23 protein-coding genes and 1 pseudogene are annotated in these 18,682 nt (G+C 65.6%); 8 read left to right on the forward strand and 16 right to left on the reverse strand.

Translation table 11 applies throughout. The features are described from left to right. Nucleotides 1-162: pseudogene (locus AB0L63_RS07305) on the reverse strand (lysine 6-monooxygenase); the annotation flags it as partial. A gap of 113 nt (nucleotides 163-275) precedes the next feature. Here AB0L63_RS07305 and AB0L63_RS07310 point away from each other — a divergent pair. From AB0L63_RS07310 to AB0L63_RS07335, 6 genes are all read left to right on the forward strand, one after another. Then, the gene (locus AB0L63_RS07310; RefSeq protein WP_364496005.1) at nucleotides 276-977 is read left to right on the forward strand and encodes a siderophore-interacting protein; all 702 of its coding nucleotides are present in this window, start codon (nucleotides 276-278) and stop codon (nucleotides 975-977) included. Between the two features lie 138 nt (nucleotides 978-1,115). Further along, nucleotides 1,116-1,568 carry a TIGR03667 family PPOX class F420-dependent oxidoreductase gene (locus tag AB0L63_RS07315; protein ID WP_364496007.1) on the forward strand — a complete coding sequence of 151 codons (453 nt, stop codon included), beginning with the start codon at nucleotides 1,116-1,118 and terminating at the stop codon, nucleotides 1,566-1,568. A 46-nt stretch (nucleotides 1,569-1,614) separates the two neighbouring features. Further along, complete coding sequence (locus AB0L63_RS07320; protein ID WP_364496010.1) at nucleotides 1,615-2,583, forward strand: RluA family pseudouridine synthase; 969 nt, start codon at nucleotides 1,615-1,617, stop codon at nucleotides 2,581-2,583. Between the two features lie 59 nt (nucleotides 2,584-2,642). Next, the gene (locus AB0L63_RS07325; protein WP_364496013.1) at nucleotides 2,643-3,386 is read left to right on the forward strand and encodes a CPBP family intramembrane glutamic endopeptidase; all 744 of its coding nucleotides are present in this window, start codon (nucleotides 2,643-2,645) and stop codon (nucleotides 3,384-3,386) included. 169 nt (nucleotides 3,387-3,555) lie between these two features. Beyond that, on the forward strand, nucleotides 3,556-6,390 hold the full coding sequence (locus AB0L63_RS07330; protein WP_364496016.1) for a hypothetical protein: 2,835 nt from the start codon (nucleotides 3,556-3,558) through the stop codon (nucleotides 6,388-6,390). A 304-nt stretch (nucleotides 6,391-6,694) separates the two neighbouring features. Next, complete coding sequence (locus AB0L63_RS07335) at nucleotides 6,695-7,126, forward strand: phosphotransferase (protein ID WP_364496018.1); 432 nt, start codon at nucleotides 6,695-6,697, stop codon at nucleotides 7,124-7,126. A 314-nt stretch (nucleotides 7,127-7,440) separates the two neighbouring features. Here AB0L63_RS07335 and AB0L63_RS07340 read toward each other — a convergent pair whose 3' ends face one another. From AB0L63_RS07340 to rpsJ, 13 genes are all read right to left on the reverse strand, one after another. Continuing rightward, on the reverse strand, nucleotides 7,441-8,622 hold the full coding sequence (locus AB0L63_RS07340; RefSeq protein WP_364496021.1) for an MFS transporter: 1,182 nt from the start codon (nucleotides 8,620-8,622) through the stop codon (nucleotides 7,441-7,443). A 348-nt stretch (nucleotides 8,623-8,970) separates the two neighbouring features. Next, a complete protein-coding gene (locus AB0L63_RS07345; RefSeq protein ID WP_364496024.1) occupies nucleotides 8,971-9,171 on the reverse strand; it encodes a hypothetical protein in 201 nt (66 codons plus the stop codon). An 85-nt stretch (nucleotides 9,172-9,256) separates the two neighbouring features. Beyond that, nucleotides 9,257-9,538, reverse strand: coding sequence for a 30S ribosomal protein S17 (gene rpsQ / locus AB0L63_RS07350; RefSeq protein ID WP_040686553.1), 282 nt, complete (start codon nucleotides 9,536-9,538; stop codon nucleotides 9,257-9,259). Next, nucleotides 9,535-9,774 (reverse strand): 50S ribosomal protein L29, encoded by a 240-nt coding sequence (rpmC, locus tag AB0L63_RS07355; protein WP_040686552.1) that lies wholly within the window; start codon nucleotides 9,772-9,774, stop codon nucleotides 9,535-9,537. Before rpmC ends, rpsQ begins: the two co-directional genes overlap by 4 nt. After that, a complete protein-coding gene (gene rplP, locus AB0L63_RS07360; protein ID WP_040704375.1) occupies nucleotides 9,774-10,190 on the reverse strand; it encodes a 50S ribosomal protein L16 in 417 nt (138 codons plus the stop codon). Before rplP ends, rpmC begins: the two co-directional genes overlap by 1 nt. Before the next feature lie 3 nt (nucleotides 10,191-10,193). Then, nucleotides 10,194-11,003, reverse strand: coding sequence for a 30S ribosomal protein S3 (rpsC, locus tag AB0L63_RS07365; RefSeq protein ID WP_364496027.1), 810 nt, complete (start codon nucleotides 11,001-11,003; stop codon nucleotides 10,194-10,196). Continuing rightward, entirely contained in the window at nucleotides 11,004-11,417 is a 414-nt protein-coding gene (gene rplV / locus AB0L63_RS07370) for a 50S ribosomal protein L22 (protein ID WP_364496030.1), read from the reverse strand. Then, nucleotides 11,414-11,695 carry a 30S ribosomal protein S19 gene (gene rpsS, locus AB0L63_RS07375; RefSeq protein WP_040686549.1) on the reverse strand — a complete coding sequence of 94 codons (282 nt, stop codon included), beginning with the start codon at nucleotides 11,693-11,695 and terminating at the stop codon, nucleotides 11,414-11,416. Before rpsS ends, rplV begins: the two co-directional genes overlap by 4 nt. A 15-nt stretch (nucleotides 11,696-11,710) precedes the next feature. Continuing rightward, entirely contained in the window at nucleotides 11,711-12,547 is an 837-nt protein-coding gene (rplB, locus tag AB0L63_RS07380; protein WP_364496033.1) for a 50S ribosomal protein L2, read from the reverse strand. A gap of 33 nt (nucleotides 12,548-12,580) precedes the next feature. After that, the gene (rplW, locus tag AB0L63_RS07385) at nucleotides 12,581-12,886 is read right to left on the reverse strand and encodes a 50S ribosomal protein L23 (protein ID WP_040686547.1); all 306 of its coding nucleotides are present in this window, start codon (nucleotides 12,884-12,886) and stop codon (nucleotides 12,581-12,583) included. Further along, complete coding sequence (gene rplD / locus AB0L63_RS07390) at nucleotides 12,883-13,572, reverse strand: 50S ribosomal protein L4 (RefSeq protein ID WP_364496036.1); 690 nt, start codon at nucleotides 13,570-13,572, stop codon at nucleotides 12,883-12,885. The genes rplW and rplD overlap by 4 nt, the downstream gene beginning before the upstream one ends. Then, on the reverse strand, nucleotides 13,569-14,234 hold the full coding sequence (gene rplC / locus AB0L63_RS07395) for a 50S ribosomal protein L3 (RefSeq protein WP_364496039.1): 666 nt from the start codon (nucleotides 14,232-14,234) through the stop codon (nucleotides 13,569-13,571). Before rplC ends, rplD begins: the two co-directional genes overlap by 4 nt. A gap of 14 nt (nucleotides 14,235-14,248) precedes the next feature. Further along, a complete protein-coding gene (gene rpsJ, locus AB0L63_RS07400; protein ID WP_003938093.1) occupies nucleotides 14,249-14,554 on the reverse strand; it encodes a 30S ribosomal protein S10 in 306 nt (101 codons plus the stop codon). A 647-nt stretch (nucleotides 14,555-15,201) separates the two neighbouring features. On the opposite strand from rpsJ, the gene AB0L63_RS07405 reads away from it, so the two are divergent. Together AB0L63_RS07405 and AB0L63_RS07410 are read left to right on the forward strand one after the other, a co-directional pair. Then, on the forward strand, nucleotides 15,202-15,678 hold the full coding sequence (locus AB0L63_RS07405) for a hotdog fold domain-containing protein (protein WP_364496042.1): 477 nt from the start codon (nucleotides 15,202-15,204) through the stop codon (nucleotides 15,676-15,678). Nucleotides 15,679-15,717: 39 nt separating this feature from the next. Then, on the forward strand, nucleotides 15,718-16,920 hold the full coding sequence (locus AB0L63_RS07410; protein WP_364496044.1) for a lycopene cyclase family protein: 1,203 nt from the start codon (nucleotides 15,718-15,720) through the stop codon (nucleotides 16,918-16,920). Nucleotides 16,921-16,924: 4 nt separating this feature from the next. Here the strand turns inward: AB0L63_RS07410 and AB0L63_RS07415 are convergent, their stop codons facing one another. Both AB0L63_RS07415 and AB0L63_RS07420 read right to left on the reverse strand, forming a co-directional pair. Continuing rightward, complete coding sequence (locus tag AB0L63_RS07415) at nucleotides 16,925-17,779, reverse strand: ABC transporter permease (protein WP_364496047.1); 855 nt, start codon at nucleotides 17,777-17,779, stop codon at nucleotides 16,925-16,927. After that, nucleotides 17,776-18,543, reverse strand: a complete 768-nt coding sequence (locus AB0L63_RS07420) for an ABC transporter permease (RefSeq protein ID WP_364496863.1) — start codon at nucleotides 18,541-18,543, stop codon at nucleotides 17,776-17,778. Before AB0L63_RS07420 ends, AB0L63_RS07415 begins: the two co-directional genes overlap by 4 nt. Between the last annotated feature and the right edge of the window lie 139 nt (nucleotides 18,544-18,682).

Genomic DNA, 18,682 nt, shown 5'->3' on the forward strand with positions numbered 1-18,682 from the left:
CCCGTCGGTCCAGCCGCCGCTCGGCAGCCAATTGCCGCCGACGGCATGCGCCTCGACCACGATCACCCGCGGCGCTGCCAACCCCAATTTCCGCAGGACATGCGCTTTTGCCGCCACCGCAAGGGCTTTCGGCCCGGCTCCGACCACCAATAGTGTGTCCACGGTTCTCCTGCGATCGATCTGAGGCGGTACCAAGGGTAACCTAACTTCCTATTATCAGCTTTGCATAGGCTTACCTTAGGTTGAAACAGAGTGCTTAGGCTAACCTAATTCGCATGGGTAGAGGTTTCGAAGGGTTGATGCTGAAGGCCTGGCGCGCCGAGGATTACCGGCTCACGGTGACCTCGACCGAGTACATCAGCGATACGTACATGCGGCTCGGATTCGATGCGGGCGGACTACTCGCCGATCATCCGGTGCATCCGACGCAATGGGTGCGGCTGTGGATTCCGAATGGTGAGCGCGAGCACCAACGGGGCTACACGCTGGTCGATCCCGATCCGGACGCGAACCAATTCTCGATCGAATTCGCGGTACACCATGGGCCCGCCTCGATGTGGGCGCAAAAGGCGGCCGTCGGAGACCAGATCGATGCGTCGGTGCTCGGCTCGGACTTCCACCTGCCCGATCCGCTCCCGAGCGAGTTCGTCATCTTCGGCGACACCGCATCGCTGCCCGCCGTCAATTCGCTGCTCGACGCCATCGACGATGTCCCGGCCCGGGTCTGGCTGGAATGGCAATACGAATCCGACACCGGTCTCCCGGTCCGCAATAAGCCGCACCACCAGGTGAAATGGGTGCAGCGGATCGACAACGGCCGACTGCTGCGCGAACAAGCCAATGAAATGACGTGCCCGAAGGACGCTTTCGCCTGGGTCGCGTGCGACGGCCACACCACGCGCTCGATCGTCCAGGCACTCAGGACCACGCACGGGCTGCCGAAAAGCGCCATCAAATCCCGTGCGTATTGGAAGTAGGCCTCCTCAGGGAGGACTGTTGGCTGTCGCCGCCGCGCTGGACAGAGGTGGTACTGGACGAATGCCCGAGCCGTAACCGTCCACAGTGCAACTGCGCCGACGGGGAATCGTCGATCGAGTGTCGACGTTGGCACAGCAATGACGACCACCGAATCCGAGCGCTCCGCCACGCCCGTCGTCGACACCGGCACCGCATTCGGTGCCAGGGTCGCTGACCGCCTGGAACGCGAGCATGTCATTTGGCTGACCACCGTCGGCGGCAGCGGGACACCACAGCCGAATCCGGTGTGGTTCCAATGGCGCGACGGTGAATTCCTGATCTTCAGCCAGGCCGATAAGCCGAAGTTGCGCAATATCGCCCGTAATCCACGGGTTTCGCTACATCTCAACAGCACCGCGACCGGCGGCGATGTGGTGGTTCTCACCGGCACCGCGCGGATCGATGAAGCCGGGCCGACACCGGCGGAAGTCGCCGAGTTCACCGCGAAATACACCGAAGGACTCGCCTCGCTGTCGATGACCGAGGAGCAGTTCCACGCCGACTATTCGGTCGCGGTGCGCATCACCCCGGATCGGCTGCGCGGATTCTGAGCCCGGCCGTGAGCTGGGGATTCGCCGCCGACTAGGGTCATCGGTAATGAGAAGGAGGCAGCAGCCGCCGTTGCCCAAGCGGCATGGCTTGGATCCGGCCCGGCTCCGCCTACCGGAGCAGGGCGATTGGGCGACCATTCGGGACCATCTGGTGGCACGGCTGCCTCGCGTTACCGCCGCGCGGATCGATGAATTGCTGGACGCGGGCGCAATCGTCGACCTATCCGGTCCGATCGCGCCGGACGCGCCTTATGTGCCGGGCGGCGCGGTCTGGTTCCATCGCGATCTACCCGATGAGACCGTGGTGCCGTTCGATATCCCGATCGTCTACCGCGACGACGATCTGCTCGTGGTGGACAAGCCGCATTTCCTGGCCACGATCCCGCGCGGCCAGCACATCCTGCAAACGGCGTTGGTTCGGCTACGTCGCGAACTCGACCTACCCGATCTGATTCCCGCGCACCGGCTCGACCGCGTCACCGCGGGGCTGGTGCTTTTCGTCATCAACCCGGCCCGGCGCGGGGCGTATCAGACGATGTTCCACAAGCGCACGGTGCGCAAAGAGTACGAGGCCATCGCCCCCTTCGATCCGGAGCTCACACTGCCGCGCACGGTGCGCAGCCGGATCATCAAGGAAAAACAGGTGCTCGCCGCACAGGAGGTGGCGGGTGAGCCCAATGCGGAGACCTGGATCGAATTGGTCGAGCAGCGCGACGGACTGGGTCGCTATCGGCTGCGGCCACTGACCGGACGCACCCATCAACTACGGCTCCATATGAACGGGCTCGGCATTCCGATCCTCGGCGATGACTTCTATCCGGTGCTCACCGACAAATCTGTAGATGATTTCACTCGGCCATTGCAATTGCTTGCTTCGTCACTCGAATTCACCGATCCGGTCAGCGGCCGGCCGCGCCGGTTCGATAGTGCCCGGACGCTGCAGGCATGGGCGGATCCACACAGGTGGCGGGGCGGCATCCACCCCGATGGCGGGACGGTACGACCATGTGGATGACGCAGAACCCCGAAGCCGACCCCGCTGCGACAGTCGCGGGGATAACTACACTGGGCCGAGTGCTTCACCAGGACCTCGACGAAGCGGCACCGCCCCGCCACAAACTGCACGCCTATCTCGACGTGGCCGTTGTGGTGATCGTCCTGGCTGGCACGAATCTGATCGCCCACTTCACCACCGCATGGGCGAGCATCCTCACCGTTCCGGCCGCCGCCCTCGTCCTGCTCGCGCTCATGCGCCGACGCGGACTCGGCTGGTCCGAACTCGGGCTCTCACCGCGGCACTGGCAGCGCGGCACACTCTATGCGCTCGGTGCGGTCGGCCTGGTGCTCGCCGTGGTCGCGATCGGGGCGCTGCTGCCGATCACCCGGCCGTTCTTCCTCGCCGACCGCTACGCCACCATCTCCGGCGCACTCATCGCATCGATGATCGTCATCCCGTTGCAGACCGCGATTCCGGAAGAGCTGGCCTTCCGCGGCGTCCTGCACGGCACGCTCGACCGCGTCTACGGCGCCCGCGGCGTCTTCGCGGCGGGCTCGCTGCTCTTCGGCCTCTGGCATATCGCGTCCTCCCTCGGCCTGACCACCAGCAACCGCGGCCTGACCGGCTTTTTCGGCGGCGGTCCGGTCGGCCAGATCATCGGCGTCCTGCTCGCCGTCGTCGCCACCGGCGCCGCGGGCGTCGTCTTCACCTGGCTGCGCCGCCGTAGCGGCAGTCTCCTGGCCCCCATCGCGCTGCATTGGTCGGTCAACGGCGCGGGCGCATTGGCCGCCGCCATCGTCTGGCACACCACCCTGACCTGACCCGAATTCCGCGCAAGCCGGGTAGCTTGCGATTCGCGCATTTGTTCGAGTTTTCGGGGTGCGGAGCATTGACCTCGGGCGGGTCGCGGTTTAATCTCGGTGCGATCACACATATGTTCGAGCATGTAGGTCTGCGTCGGTATGACACCTGCTCCAGGGAAGGCTCGCGATGCGCGACAAACAGTCGACCGATAGGTCCGAGATCGCCGCATTGGCCGAGCGGGTCGCGAACGCGCGGGGTCGGTTGCCGCTGCAGGATGACGCGGCGCTGATACAGGCATTATCGGATGCCGAGATCGATGCGGAACGTGAATTCGCGCAATGGGTTCGCAAGCAGCGCAGGGGACAGCGGAAGCGGGCCGTCCAGGACGAGATCGCGGCGGAGAAGCGCAATCGACGGACCACGGCCGCCATCCAGCGCGCCGACGACGCGGACGCGCGCTGGCATCGGCGCGCACTGGCGGCGCGGCGGCGGGTCTCGAATCAGGACGCGCGCCTCGCCCAGTTGTACCGCCGGGCCGAATGGTCCTCGCGTGCGCTGATCGCCGTCGTGGTGCTCGGCATGGTGTGGGCCGGGGTGAATGTGCAACACAACCTGGCGCCCAGCGGGAATATGGCGGATCCGCTGTACTGGTTGAGCTATGGGATCGAGGCGATGATCTCGATCCCGATCATCACCATCATGGTGGCCGCGACGACGGCCGCCCGCTGGGGCCGCGAACTCGATCGGGGCAAGGTCGTCTTCTTCGAGACCGCGCTGCTCGGCACGACCGTCGCACTCAACACGGGCCCGCACCTGGCCGCCGGCTCCTTCGGCCAGGCGGCCGAATACGCGATCGCCCCCGTCATGGTCGGCGTCGTGATCTGGTTGCATGCCTGGGTTTCCGCGCGCTACGCCATGCTCATCGACGGTGTTCCACTGGTCGAGGACGAACCCGACCTGCCGCCCCGGCATCGGGTCACCACCGAACGCGGCGCGCCCATCGATACCTTCCGCGCCGATGATCCCACCGACCGCCGAGAACTACTCGCCGCCAAGGGTTTCGATCCCCTCCTCGACCAAGCCGGCGTCCGCTTCCCGGTCGAGGTGGACGCCCATGTCGCCGAGGCGGCGATGCGCGCAGCCCAACCCGACCCGGTCCCCGTCGCACGCCTCGATTGCACAGAAACCCTCGTATACGCCCACAGCACCCGCTCGACCAACGGCCGCCGCACCCAACCGATCCCGAGCGACGACTACCAGCCGGACCACGCCGTGCGTGCATCGGAATCGCTCCATGACACCGCGCGGACATTCACCGACACCGCCAATGACACGTTGCCTGCCGATACGTCGTCAGCCACTGCAAAACCACTCGGCGAGAACGCATTTCACGTCCCCAACCTCGACCACCGGGTAGCAACCGACACCGCTGCGAGCGTCAGCGCGAGCGCACCCCATGCCACCACCCGCATCGAGTCCCCGACGGCATCAGCGCGTGCCCTCATCGAGCACACCCCCACTGCCGCAACCGAGTTCGCCCCCCAGACCGCTGCCGATGAGCAGACCACTTTCGCCACCACCGGCCGCGAGTCCCAGACGGCAGCGCCGAGCACCGCCAACACCCACGACGAGCACACAACCGTCACCGCCGGATTCACCCGCCAGACCGCAGCCGACGAGCGCACAGCCATCGCCGCCACCGGCCACGAGACCCGGACAGATACACCGGCCGCCGACACCCCCGACGAGCCTTCGACTGTAGCCACCGCCGGCTTCGAGCCTCAGACCGCAGCGGCAATCGCCGCCGAAGAACGCTCGACTTTCGCCGCCGCTGGGTTCGGCAGCCAGTCCGCGGCCGACGCGCGTGCAACCTTCGCTGCCACCGGCCACCAGGCCCCGACAGGTACACCGAACGCCGCCAACACCCGTGACGGGCGCACAACTGCCACCGACATCGGAATTGCCTCCGCGGCTGCTGCTTCCGCTCGCGAGCACACGACTTCCGATACCAGCGGCGTGGCCGTCCGTATGGCGCCTGCGGCCGCCGATCGCACAGCTCTTCCGGTCAGCGGCGACGATCTCCGGACCGCTGCGGCGGCTGCGGCCAGCGCGTCGGACCAGCACGTTGGCTCCGGCTTCGAGTCTGATGCCACAACGATCGCTTCAGCTCGCGGTGCGCGCACGACTTCTGTTGTGGGAGAGGCAGAATCGCGGACCATTGTAGCGCAGTCGCAGCTGAGTATCTTCGATGCCGCGGCCGTCGAAGCAGGCTACGACACCGTCGACGCGACCTCGGACCGTGCAGAGGCCGACCCGAATCGCGCCACGGCATCTCGCGACGCGTCCGCGGCGGGCACGGGCGCTGACGCTTCCCACCCCGGGAATTCCAGCACCGGTGCCGAAACCCACACGCACGCAAGCGCACCGGCGGGCGCTCCCACCCCAGCGAAGCCCAGCACTCGTGCCGAGAATTCCACACGCACAAGCCCACCAGGCGATGCTTCCTCCCTGGCGAAATCCGGCACTCATCTCGAAACCGTCACGCGCACAGGCGCACCCGATGAAACCCAGCGCACCGACCAGGGTTCCGCGACCCCGGCGGAACGCATCACGCGAGCAATGGATGTTCGCCCTACTTCGCGCACGGACGACTCCGCGACCGATCCCGAGGACCAGACCGCGGACGCCGAGGTCAGGCAGCTCGTTTCGGATGACGCGGCTCGTCGCACCACCAGCGAGGTGATCAGCGACGTCGTGCAATCACTTTCGGCCGAGAATCTGCTGACCGAGAATGTCGGGTCCGGGAGCGATGATATCGAGGTGTGGTCGGTCGCCCGCGCGATCGCAGGTCGCGGCCTTTCGGTCATCCCCGTCGAACAGCTCGCCGAAATCCTCATGCTCGCCGATCAATCGTGGACACCCACCAGCATCGGCGCGGAAGTCGGCCTGTCCCGCACCGCGATCGCCCAAGTCCTGGAGTTCGCCAGGCGAGTCCGCCGCCCCTACGCCATCAGCAGCTGAACCACCGCCGTCGCCAGCCCGGCCTCGGTGCTCCCGCGCTCACGTATACCCAGTGACTACCTCGCCAGGGCGCCGAGGCTCTTGCCGAATACGCCGAACGTGCGATCGTGCCGTCACACCGCCGTCGGGCGGGCATGTCTGACCAGCGCTCGGCCGACCAGCGAAAACCCCATGCTTGTGGGTGTGCGTGCTTCCTAGAATTCGATCTTGTGCTCTCCCGTCCTTCCTTCATCAGTGACGAGGCGATCGCACGTGCGGTCGCTACGCACTGGCTGCCCGAGATTGCCGATATCAGCTATCTGCCGTGGGGGTTCGGCGCGCACCACTGGCAGAGCAGGCACGGCTCGCCCTTGCCGCACACGATGATGCGATCAAGCGTTGGACTGACCGCTACCTGGAACTGGCGGAAGTAGCATTCTCCCGACGGGACTCATGGGTGCCGACACACGGCGAGCCGCACAACGACAATCAGGTCATGACCGCCGACGGGTTGATGTTGGTCGATTGGGAGTCGCTGGCTCTCGCACCGCCCGAACGGGACTACGCAGATCTGCTCGCTGCGGGAACCGGCCTGTTGCGCCCCGACCTCGCGATGGTGGAGCTGTTCGCGCTGGACTGGCGGCTTTCCGAGATCGCCGAGTACGCGCGCTGGTTCGCTGCTCCGCACATCGGTACCGAGGACGACCACACTGCACTGGAAGGGTTGTACGAGGAATTGGCAGGAAGCGCGGAATAAGCCCGCAGTCCTACACCAACAGCCATGCTCGACACCCCGACGAAACGCTGTCTGCGCGCACCGCCGGGATCGACTTTGAGTAGCACATCCCGCATATCCGATGCGCTCTTATCGGTAGTGCTCGCGGCCACCTCCGAAGCGGTGCCGGCATCGGCGGGTGGATGCGAAGCCACGTTCATGATTCCCCAACAGCGGACCCCGATTCGGTCCGCTGCGGTGAAGTGATCTGCTGCTTCCGGTCGCCCCGAGCCGGCTCGGCGTCGTCCGTCGGGAATCACTACAAGTAGATAACGCAAGACGGTGGTCGAGCGATTTCAGCGTGCCCCGGCTTGCTGCCCTACTCGGTCGATGCGCTGTACCACTGTGACCAGCGATGCCAGCCCGATTCCGAGTCCGAGCCCCAGTGCCGAGGCGGCCGCGAAACCGGCCGGGAATCCACCGGCGTCGATGGCGACACCGCAGAGGGAAGTGCCGATGCCATTGCCGAGTGTCATCGCGGCGCCGTGCCAACCGATCGCCTCGCCGCGCCCGCCTTCGGGAACGATCCGGCTCAACTGGGCGACGGATGCGACGAGTGTTGGCGCACAGAGCGCTCCGGCGATGAGCCCGGTAAAGCCGAGCGAGAGCGGACCGACGGCGAAGCACATCGGAATGGTGACGGCGCCGAGTCCGGCGAGCAGCACATACGTCGAAATGGATCGGTGCAGCGCCCCGTAGACGAGCCCGCCGACCAGCGAACCGAAACCCCACACCGCCATGACCACACCGAGCCACCGCTGCGCACCGAACTCGCGCATGGCGGAGACGAAGGTCAGTTCCGAACCCGCGAGCACCGCGATCGCCACACTCGCGCCGAGACACAGCGCAATGAACTCGAGCCGGAACCATTCACGCCGCCGCACCGTCGCGACCTCGGCCTTGTCAGAGCGCAGCGGCGGATTGCGCACCCACACGAAGACGCCCGCCAGCACCAGCGCCATCTGCATCCCGAACAGGGTCAGCGTCGTCGACCATGCGGTCGCGGCGGCGATGCCGAGCACCGGCCCGACCATGAAGGCCATCTCCACCGACACCGATTCCAGTGCCAGCGCCGGTTGGCGCGTCTGCTCGGAGGTCGCCGCGATCACGGCCTGCCGCACCACCGTGAAGATCGGAATGTCGAAGAGCCCGGCGACCGCCGCGAGCACCAACAGTGCCGTATACCCGACAAACGGCGCGATCGACCAGCACACCGCCCCGACCACGATCGAGGGCAGAATCGTGCGCCGCAATCCGAACCGATCCAGCATCCGCCCACGCCACGGCCCACTCGCCGCAACACACAGCGTGACAATCGAACTCAGCGCACCGGCCTGCCCATACGACCCGTGCAGGGTCTGCACCACATGCAGTGCGAGCAATACCGACCCGGCGAAGAACGGAATTCGAACCAACACCCCCAGCAGCAGCACATTGCGCACCGCCGAGTTCGCCAGCACCTCCCGATAGGACCGCACTCAACCGAGCGTCTCATGCCAACCCACCCCCACGCCACCGATTAATCCGATGATTCGTCCCCAGCGCGCCCTGCACCCAATCAACAAGCAGCCTTCAACTATTCGCCAAGCGATCCCCACCCAAGGTCGACGGCAGCTGAGAGCATGGAAGGTAACAGGCCCGATGGCTTCGGATCCGCCGGTTCTACTGGCCCGACCTGTCGACGAATGGATTCCGCGCCTCCAGCCCCGCGAACCTCCGGCCGTGCTGAAGATCCTCCGACAGTGGGTATTTCGCGCGGGATTGGACCGCAGCTTCTGAGCACATTCCACCACGACACTGCGCGCGTCTCTTCGAGGAATGAGGCATTAACGGTCATGGATGGTGCACCATTCGGCGTAGGACGCGATGATGCGACGGGCCTTGGCAGGACTCATCGCCGGATTCAATTTGCAGGTCGCGACGTTGTAGAACTCCTGAAGAACCTGAGTGCTGAGCACGCCGGTGCCACGATCCCACAGATCGACAAGGACGTCATGAGCGATCTCATGCCGATACGTGAAAATCACGTGGTGCTCGACGGCTGCGCAGGGACGTCAAAGGCCCGCTTCCCAAATGGGAAGCGGGCCTTTGCACGAGCGCCGGAGAAAAGGCTTACTTGGCCTTCTCCAGGACCTCTACCAGCCGCCAGTGCTTGGTGGCCGACAGCGGGCGGGTCTCCATCAGCTGGACGCGGTCGCCGACACCGGCGATCTCGTTCTCGTCATGCGCCTTCACCTTGGTAGTGGAGCGAATGATCTTGCCGTAGAGCTTGTGCCGCGTGCGGTCTTCCAGCTCGACCACGATGGTCTTGTTCATCTTGTCCGAGACCACGTAACCGATGCGGACCTTACGGGTACCGCGCTTGACCTCGGGGGTCACTTTCTCTTCACTCATGCCGCATCTCCCTTACCAGCGGGTGCCGAGGCCAGGCCGAGCTCACGCTCGCGCATGACCGTGTAGATGCGCGCGATCTCGTGACGCACGACGCGCAGGCGACGGTTGTTGTCCAACTGACCCGTCGCCATCTGGAAGCGCAGATTGAACAGCTCTTCCTTCGACTCGCGCAGGCGGGCGACGAGCTCCTCTTCGTTGAGCTCGCGGAGCTCTGCGGCCGGTGTACCGGTAGCCATCAGAACTGCTCCTCCCTGGTCACGATCCTGCACTTCATGGGGAGCTTGTGCATCGCGCGGCGCAGGGCCTCACGAGCGGTCTCCTCGTTGGGGTAACTCATTTCGAACATCACGCGTCCGGGCTTGACGTTCGCGACCCACCACTCCGGCGAACCCTTACCGGAACCCATGCGGGTTTCGGCCGGCTTCTTGGTGAGCGGGCGATCCGGGTAGATGTTGATCCAGATCTTGCCGCCACGCTTGATGTGGCGGGTCATCGCGATACGCGCGGACTCGATCTGCCGGTTGGTGACGTAGGCGGGCTCGAGAGCCTGGATGCCGAATTCACCGAACGCGACCGAAGTGCCGCCCTTGGCCATGCCGCTGCGGCCCGGGTGATGCTGCTTCCGGTGCTTGACCTTCCGTGGCATCAACATGCGTCAGCCCTCCTGTTTTTCTGCCGGGGCGTCGGCAACCGCGGTAGCAGCGCCTGCCCGCCCGGCCTCGGTGCTGGTCGCGGTGGTGCCTGCGGAACCGGACCGACGCGGGCGGCTCGGCCGCTCCCGGCGCTCGCGGCGGTCACCGGCCGAGGGCGCGGCCGCGGCCGTGACCTCACGCTTGCCACCGACGATGTCGCCCTTGTAGATCCAGACCTTCACGCCGATGCGACCGAAGGTGGTCTTGGCCTCGTAGAGGCCGTAGTCGATATCCGCACGCAGCGTGTGCAGCGGGACGCGACCCTCACGGTAGAACTCCGAGCGCGACATTTCGGCGCCACCGAGGCGGCCCGAGCACTGCACCCGGATGCCCTTGACGTTCGGCGAACGCATGGCCGACTGAATGGCCTTGCGCATCGCGCGACGGAACGCCACCCGGTTGGACAGCTGCTCGGCCACACCCTGGGCGACGAGCTGGGCATCCGACTCCGGGTTCTTGACCTCGAGAATGTTCAGCTGCACCTGCTTACCGGTGAGCTTCTCCAGCTCGGCGCGGATGCGATCGGCCTCGGCGCCGCGGCGACCGATGACGATGCCTGGACGCGCGGTGTGGATGTCGACGCGAACCCGGTCACGGGTGCGCTCGATCTCCACCTTGGAGATGCCTGCCCGCTCCATGCCGGTGGCCAGGAGCTTGCGGATGGCGACGTCTTCCTTCACGTAGTCCGCGTACTGCTTGTCCGCGTACCAACGCGACTTCCAGTCGGTGGTGATACCGAGGCGGAAGCCATGGGGATTGATCTTCTGTCCCATTTACTTTGCCCCTCCCTTCCGGCGGTTACGAGTGGATCCACCGGCGGTGGGCACGCTCTCGACCTCGATGGTGATGTGGCTGGTGCGCTTACGAATCCGGAACGCACGGCCCTGGGCACGCGGCTGGAACCGCTTCATGGTCGCGCCTTCGTCGACGTAGGCGGTCGAGATGACCAGGGTCGACGGGTTCAGACCGAGGTTGTTCTCGGCGTTCGCCGCGGCGCTGGCCACGACCTTGGCAACCGGCTCGCTCGCGGCCTGCGGCGCGAACTTCAGGATCGCAAGGGCGTCCTCGACCCGCTTGCCGCGGACCAGGTCCACGACACGACGGGCCTTCATCGGGGTCACGCGAACGTGCTTGGCGGTCGCGCGCGCAGTCGGGTTCTGAACCGTCACTGTGTTTGATTCGCTCATCGCCGCTTGCTCTTCCGGTCTTCCTTGACGTGGCTCTTGAACGTCCTGGTGGGCGCGAACTCACCCAGCTTGTGGCCGACCATGGACTCCGAAACGAACACCGGCACATGCTTGCGGCCGTCGTGGACGGCGAAGGTGTGACCGATGAAATCGGGGATGATGGTCGAACGACGGGACCAGGTCTTGATGACCTGCTTGCTGCCCTTTTCGTTCTGTACGTCCACCTTCGCGAGGAGGTGGTCGTCGACGAACGGGCCCTTCTTGAGGCTGCGTGGCATTTCTTACCTCCTCCTTCAGCGCTTCTTGCCGGTCTTGCGACGGCGGACGATGAGCTTGTCGCTCGGACGGTTGGGCTTGCGGGTGCGGCCTTCCGGCTGACCCCACGGCGAGACCGGGTGGCGACCACCGGAGGTCTTGCCTTCACCACCACCATGCGGGTGGTCGACCGGGTTCATGACGACACCACGGACCGTGGGGCGACGCCCCTTCCAGCGCATGCGGCCGGCCTTACCCCAGTTGATGTTCGACTGTTCGGCGTTGCCGACCTCGCCGACGGTGGCGCGGCAGCGCACGTCGACACGACGGATCTCACCGGAGGGCATACGCAGCGTGGCGTAGGGGCCTTCCTTACCGAGCAGCTGGATGCTCATGCCGGCGGCACGGGCCAGCTTGGCGCCACCGCCCGGACGCAGCTCCACATTGTGGATCGTGGTACCGGTCGGGATATTGCGCAGCGGCAGGTTGTTACCCGGCTTGATGTCGGCGGTGGGGCCGGACTCGATCGGGGTGCCCTGCACCACGCCCTTAGGGGCGATGATGTAGCGCTTCTCGCCGTCCACGTAGTGCAGCAGCGCGATGTTGGCGGTGCGGTTCGGGTCGTACTCGATGTGCGCGACCTTGGCCGGGACGCCGTCCTTGTCCAGCCGACGGAAGTCGATCAGACGGTAGGCGCGCTTGTGGCCGCCACCGCGGTGACGGGTGGTGATGCGACCGTGCGCGTTGCGGCCACCCTTGCTGTGCAGCGGGCGGATCAGCGACTTCTCGGGGGTCGACCGAGTGATCTCAGCGAAGTCCGAGACGCTGGAGCCACGACGGCCCGGCGTAGTCGGCTTGTACTTACGGATTGCCATGAGTTCTTCTCTGCTTTCTGGAATCCCAGGCGCTTACGCGACCGGGCCTCCGAAGATCTCGATGGGCTTGCTGTCGGCCGAGATGGTCACGAGCGCGCGCTTGGTGTCCTTGCGCTTGCCGTAACCGAAGCGGGTCCGCTTGCGCTTGCCCTGACGGTTGGCGGTGTTGACGCTGGTCACCTTCACACCGAAGACCTTCTCGACGGCAATCTTGATCTGCGTCTTGTTGGAATCCGGGTGCACGATGAAGGTGTAGGTACCTTCCTCGATCAGTCCGTAGGACTTCTCCGAGATGACCGGCGCCAGCAGAATGTCGCGGGGGTCGGCGATCGTGGTCACTTGCTCTCCTCCTGTGCGGATTCGGCGGGGCCGTGCACGAAGGCGTTCAAGGCCTCGACACTGAACACCACTTCGTCGCTTTCCAGCACGTCGTAGGTGTTGAGCTGATCCGGCGCGATCGGGTGCACGAACTCCAGGTTCTGCACGCTCTTCCAGCCCGCGATGTCCTCGCGTCCCAGGACGAGCAGGAACTTCTTCCGGTCCGACAGCTCGGACAGGAAGGACTTCGCGGTCTTGGTCGACGGGGCCTGCCCCGAGACCAGTTCGGTGATCACGTGGATGCGCTCGTTGCGCGCACGATCCGAGAGGGCGCCACGCAGCGCGGCGCGGATCATCTTCTTGGGGGTGCGCTGACTGTAGTCACGCGGCTGCGGACCGTGCACGGTGCCACCGCCGGTGAACTGCGGCGCGCGGGTCGAACCCTGACGGGCGCGGCCGGTGCCCTTCTGGCGGTACGGCTTCTTGCCACCACCGGAGACCTCGCCACGCGTCTTGGTCGCGTGCGTGCCCTGGCGTGCGGCGGCGAGCTGCGCGACGACGACCTGGTGCATCAGCGAGATGTTCGCGGTGACATCGAAGATCTCCGCGGGGAGCTCGACGGTGCCGTTGGTCTTGCCGCCGAGTTCCTTGACCGGGAGAGTGAGATTCACGGTCTTCTTCTCCGTATCGACTGCGGGGCTGGTCATGCGTGCGCACCACCCTTCACTGCGCTCTTGACGATCACGACGCCGCCCTTGCGACCCGGGATCGCGCCCTTGATCAGCAGCAGGCCGTTCTCGGTGTCCACCTTGTGAACCGAAAGGTTCTGCGTGGTGACGCGGTCGTTACCCATGCGACCCGACATGCGCATGCCCTTGAACACGCGGCCGGGGGTGGCGCAACCACCGATGGAACCCGGGCGACGGTGCACTGCCTGGGCACCGTGCGAAGCGCCTTGACCACGGAAGCCGTGGCGCTTCATGGTGCCGGCGAAGCCCTTGCCCTTGCTGGTGCCGGTGACGTCGACGTAGGTGCCCTCTTCGAAGACGTCGGCGTTGATCTCCTGGCCGACCTCGAAGGTGGAGGCATCCGCGACCCGGATCTCGACGACGTGGCGGCGCGGGGTGACACCGGCCTTGGCGAACTGGCCGGAGACCGGCTTGTTCACCTTGCGCGGGTCGATGCCGCCGAAAGCGACCTGGACGGCGCTGTAGCCGTCGCGCTCCACGGTGCGGATCTGGGTAACGACGTTCGGTCCGGCCTTGATGACGGTCACGGGGACGACGCGGTTGTTGTCGTCGAACACCTGGGTCATGCCGAGCTTGGTGCCCAGGATGCCCGCCGCGGGCCTGTTCTTGTTATCAGTCATGATTCGAGTCCCCGTCACTGAATGTTGACGTCGACGCTGGCCGGGAGATCGATGCGCATGAGGGCATCAACCGTCTTCGGCGTCGGGTCGAGGATGTCGATCAGCCGCTTATGCGTCCGCATCTCGAAGTGCTCGCGCGAGTCCTTGTACTTGTGCGGCGAACGGATGACGCAGTACACGTTCTTTTCGGTCGGCAACGGCACCGGCCCGACCACACGGGCCCCGGTGCGGGTCACCGTCTCCACGATCTTGCGCGCGGACGCGTCGATCGCTTCGTGGTCATAGGCCTTGAGCCTGATGCGGATCTTCTGTCCCGCCACGCTAAGTGTCCTTTTCTCCGCTTATCGTTCGTGGTTCGGAAGCCGGGTTCCGCACCACCTTCAATTGCACAGCCCGAACACACGAAGACGTCCCAGCCCGAGTGGGTCAGACCCGGAGGAGGCAGCCTGCGTAATCACGCAAGGCCCCGCTCGGGCAGATCCAACACAGTGAGACCGCGATCGGGCAGGCCCGATCCTCGCCGCTGTTCATCTGTCATGGTTCTCCGGTCCACGCGGTCGGGCGTGTCGCGCCGATCTTCGATCGGAATTCAACGCAGCCGCTCATTCCTCGGCCCTGGTTCGAACTTCACCTGGCCCGGAATGTCGTCCCGGACGCACCCACGCTGGAAGTCCAGCGAGGTACGCGATTGGGTATTGCTCGCCTCGCCACCCGCCACAACCGCCGAACGGCATGACCTGGTGCAAGGCAACCCGAACAGTATGCCCGACCGCGTTGGCGACTTCAAATCCGCCCCCTACCAACTCTTTCTCGGCAGGTCAGGGCGTGAATCCCGGGCGCGCCGAGACCAACTGGTCGCGGATGATCATGGACAGTACCCGCCGGGCGGCAGGCACCGACCAGGAGGCTGATACACACCGACGGGCAGCTGCCACCGCCCGAACTTACTTCCGAGTAAGATACGGGTATGACGAAACCGACCACGACCAATCGCATCTGGAACAAGCTGCCGGACAACAGACTGGGGCACACCCTGTTCTCGCTGGGCATGGTGGCCCGGGTGCCCTACTTCGGGACGGTGCTGCCGAGCGTCGTGCGGTTGGAGCCAGGACTATGCGAGGTGACCTCGCCGAAGTGGTTCGGCATCCACAACCACCTGGGCACCTTCCACGCGATCGCGGCCTGCAACCTGGCCGAGGTGGCCATGGGCATGCTGAGCGAGGCCACGGTGCCCGACACCCACCGCTGGATTCCCAAGGCGATGAATGTGCAGTACCTGGCCAAGGCCGAGACCGGTCTGCGCGCGATCGCGAAACTGGCCGAGGTGCCCGACTTCACGCAGAGCACTGAGGGGCAAGAGCTCGTAATCCCGGTCGCCATCTACGACAAGCACGGCCTCGAGGTCGTGCACGCCGATATCACCACCTGGGTCAGCCCCAAGTAGGTGCGTCGTTGTTGCGGTGGCGCGATCGGAGCGGATTGAATGCGGAATATGAGCGACAGGGCGGGCCGAGAGTTCGACCTCTGCGTGGTCGGACTCGGCCCGACCGGGCGGGCGCTGGCGCATCGCGCGATGCGGGCCGGATTCCGCGTCGCCGCTGTCGATCCGCGACCGGACCGGCTCTGGCCACCCACGTTCTCCTGCTGGATCGATGAGCTGCCGGACTGGCTGCCGCCGAGCACCATTGCCGCGCGCATCCCGAGGCCAGCGGTGTGGACGAAGTCCGAACATCGGATCGACCGCCCCTACTGCGTGCTCTCGAAGACCGCGCTGCGCGATGCGTTGCCACTCGACGATGCCACCATCGTCGCCGGGCGGGCCACTCGCGTCGAGGCCAATGAGGTCGAACTCACCGACGCCACGATCCTCAGGGCCGCAACGGTTTTCGATACTCGCGGGCTACCGACGCTCGGACAGCGCCGCGCGGCCAGCGCGCACGGCATCTTCGTCGATGCCGAAGCCGCCGCACCCATGGTGTCCGAGGGCGAAGGACTGCTGCTCGATTGGCGGCCGGAGAACGGCGCCGGACCCGATGCGCCGCCGTCGTTCCTCTATTCCGTCCCGCTCGGTGACGGCACGGTGATCTTCGAGGAGACCAGCCTCGGCCTGCGCGGCGGTATGCCGCAGCACGAGTTGCGCAGGCGCACACTGAACCGGCTTGCCGCACATGGCATTCGGCTCACCGGCACCGAGCCGACCGAGGCCGCGCACTACCCACTGGACCAGTCACCGCCGAAAAAGGGGACTGCCCAGGCGATTCCGTTCGGCTCCCGCGGCGGCATGATGCATCCGTGCACCGGCTACAGCGTGGCCGGCTCCCTGGCCTTGGTCGACACGGTCGTCGCCGCCCTCCGGGCAGGCAGCGATCCCATCGCCGAACTCTGGCCGTGGCAGGCCCGACTGGTGTACTGGATGCGCATCCGCGGCCTGTGGGGCATGGGCCGCCTCACCACCGAACAGTCCATCGCCATGTTCGACGCGTTCTTCGGCGCCGCCCCCCGCGGCCAGCGGGCCCTGCTCTCCACTCACGACGACTACGCCGCTCTCGGTGCAGTCCTGTTCAATACCGTCGCGCGCACCTGGCCGTTCCGCTGGCGCTACGACCTGGTCGGCTGGACAAATCGAAACCGTTGGGTCGGTTTCGGCCTCGCCACAGCCGACCACGAAGCGGGACGGATCGGCTGACCGGTCAGGCGCCGGTTTCGGCGGCGCGCTGGTAACCGCGGATCGCGGGGTAGGCGAATACGACGACGAGCCCGAGAACCCAGGCGACGGCCTTACCCAGGGGTTCGGCGACGGCACCGCCGTAGGACAGTCCCTTCATCGCATCGATGGCGCAACTCATCGGTTGGTTCGCGACCACGTCTTGCAACCAGACCGGATAGGCGATGATGGGAACGAACCCGGTATTGAAGAACATCAGCAGGGTATTGATGATGCCGATAATGCTCACCAGCATGACACCCTCGGTAATGGTGGCCAGCGCCGTGACCAGCACCGCGAAGCCGACCCCGAACAGCACCGGAATGCCGATCATCCCGATGGCCGCCAGCGGCCCCTGCCCGAAGCGGAAGCCGAGAGCGAGGCCGACCCCGACCACGAACAGCGTGGTGACCAGCACGCGGACCGCCTCGGCGAGCAGCCTGCCGGTCAGTCCGGCCGCCCGATGCACCGGCATGGTCCAGAACCGACCGAGCAGTCCTGTGTACTTCTCGCCCTTGAAGCCCAGTGCGCTGACCACCGCACCAGACATTGCCGCGACCAACGTGATCAGCGCGACCTGTCCGTAGATGCTCGGTTTACCGGTGGCCGCGGTGATCGAATTGCCGAGCACGACGCGGAACATGAAAAGCGTCAGCGCCGGATAGAACAGTGTCTGGATGGTGGTCGCGGGATCGCGTGCCCATACCAGCAGCAGCCGCTTGCACTGGATCAGACTGTGCGCGATCCAGGTCGACAGCGCGCGTTCGGACCGCGTGGCCACCCGTGGCAGCGGGGCGAATTCTTCCACCTCGGTGCGCTCCAAGGTCTCGACAGAACTCATGACCGCCTCACACTCGCCCAGATCGCCAACGGAGTGAAGACGACCGCCATACCGCCCAACCAGGTCAGCGGCACCCACAGCACATCCCAGCTCACCCCGTCTTGGGTCATATCGCGCATCGCGAAGGAGAACTGGGAGATCGGCTGATTGCGCACGAACGGCCGGATCCACATCGGAAAGCTGCTTTCCGGGACGAATCCGCAGGACAGCATGCCGAAGATCAAGGTGGGCAACGTCAATGCCTGACTCAGCGATTCCGGACTCTTGGTCATGCTGCCGAGCGCGTCGGCGCCGAGTGCGAGCACCGTACCGACCGCGATCGAGAACACACAGAACAGCACAGCCTGACCGAGTCCGGCGACGAACCGGAAGCCGATCATGTAGCCGAAGATGATCGCCGCGGTCAACGCCGTCAGCGAACGCACCAGGCCCGCGCCGATGCGCGCGCTCAATGGCACCAGCGCGCCGATCGGCATCGTCTGTAGCCGAGTGCTCAGACCGGTCAGCGCCTCGTATGCGGACAGTTGCGCATTCGACATCATCGTGAACGCCATGGTCTGCAGCACGATGATCGGCATGACGAACTGGGCGTAGTCGATGCCCTGGAACTTCATGACATACCGCAGCGGCAGATAGAAACCGAGCGTGAACACCAGCGGAGTGACCATCGCGATGATCAGTTCGCCCTTGACGGCCATGGTCCGCACAATGCGTCCGGCCAGCGCCCGCCACTGCGCGAAGTACGACAGTCTGGCGGTAGGCAGCTCGGCGAAGAGCAGCGCCGTATCGGCCTGCTCAACAGTTGCAGAAGTCACGACTGCGCCTCGCTGGTACTCGGCTCCGTCGCGACCTCGAGTCCGGTATTGCTGGTTCGCTCGCTCACGACTACACCTCGCTGGCGCT

Source organism: Nocardia sp. NPDC051990 (assembly GCF_040680755.1).
GTDB lineage: Bacteria > Actinomycetota > Actinomycetes > Mycobacteriales > Mycobacteriaceae > Nocardia.

What these genes read in the sequence shown, in the direction of transcription:
- AB0L63_RS07310 (WP_364496005.1), top strand. Translation starts at nt 276, where the DNA reads ATGGGTAGAGGTTTCGAAGGGTTGATGCTGAAGGCCTGGCGCGCCGAG.
- AB0L63_RS07315 (WP_364496007.1), top strand. Translation starts at nt 1,116, where the DNA reads ATGACGACCACCGAATCCGAGCGCTCCGCCACGCCCGTCGTCGACACC.
- AB0L63_RS07320 (WP_364496010.1), top strand. Translation starts at nt 1,615, where the DNA reads ATGAGAAGGAGGCAGCAGCCGCCGTTGCCCAAGCGGCATGGCTTGGAT.
- AB0L63_RS07330 (WP_364496016.1), top strand. Translation starts at nt 3,556, where the DNA reads ATGCGCGACAAACAGTCGACCGATAGGTCCGAGATCGCCGCATTGGCC.
- rpsQ (WP_040686553.1), bottom strand. Translation starts at nt 9,538, where the DNA reads ATGAGTGAAGAGAAAGTGACCCCCGAGGTCAAGCGCGGTACCCGTAAG.
- rpmC (WP_040686552.1), bottom strand. Translation starts at nt 9,774, where the DNA reads ATGGCTACCGGTACACCGGCCGCAGAGCTCCGCGAGCTCAACGAAGAG.
- rplP (WP_040704375.1), bottom strand. Translation starts at nt 10,190, where the DNA reads ATGTTGATGCCACGGAAGGTCAAGCACCGGAAGCAGCATCACCCGGGC.
- rpsC (WP_364496027.1), bottom strand. Translation starts at nt 11,003, where the DNA reads ATGGGACAGAAGATCAATCCCCATGGCTTCCGCCTCGGTATCACCACC.
- rplV (WP_364496030.1), bottom strand. Translation starts at nt 11,417, where the DNA reads ATGAGCGAATCAAACACAGTGACGGTTCAGAACCCGACTGCGCGCGCG.
- rpsS (WP_040686549.1), bottom strand. Translation starts at nt 11,695, where the DNA reads ATGCCACGCAGCCTCAAGAAGGGCCCGTTCGTCGACGACCACCTCCTC.
- rplB (WP_364496033.1), bottom strand. Translation starts at nt 12,547, where the DNA reads ATGGCAATCCGTAAGTACAAGCCGACTACGCCGGGCCGTCGTGGCTCC.
- rplD (WP_364496036.1), bottom strand. Translation starts at nt 13,572, where the DNA reads ATGACCAGCCCCGCAGTCGATACGGAGAAGAAGACCGTGAATCTCACT.
- rplC (WP_364496039.1), bottom strand. Translation starts at nt 14,234, where the DNA reads ATGACTGATAACAAGAACAGGCCCGCGGCGGGCATCCTGGGCACCAAG.
- AB0L63_RS07405 (WP_364496042.1), top strand. Translation starts at nt 15,202, where the DNA reads ATGACGAAACCGACCACGACCAATCGCATCTGGAACAAGCTGCCGGAC.
- AB0L63_RS07410 (WP_364496044.1), top strand. Translation starts at nt 15,718, where the DNA reads ATGCGGAATATGAGCGACAGGGCGGGCCGAGAGTTCGACCTCTGCGTG.
- AB0L63_RS07415 (WP_364496047.1), bottom strand. Translation starts at nt 17,779, where the DNA reads ATGAGTTCTGTCGAGACCTTGGAGCGCACCGAGGTGGAAGAATTCGCC.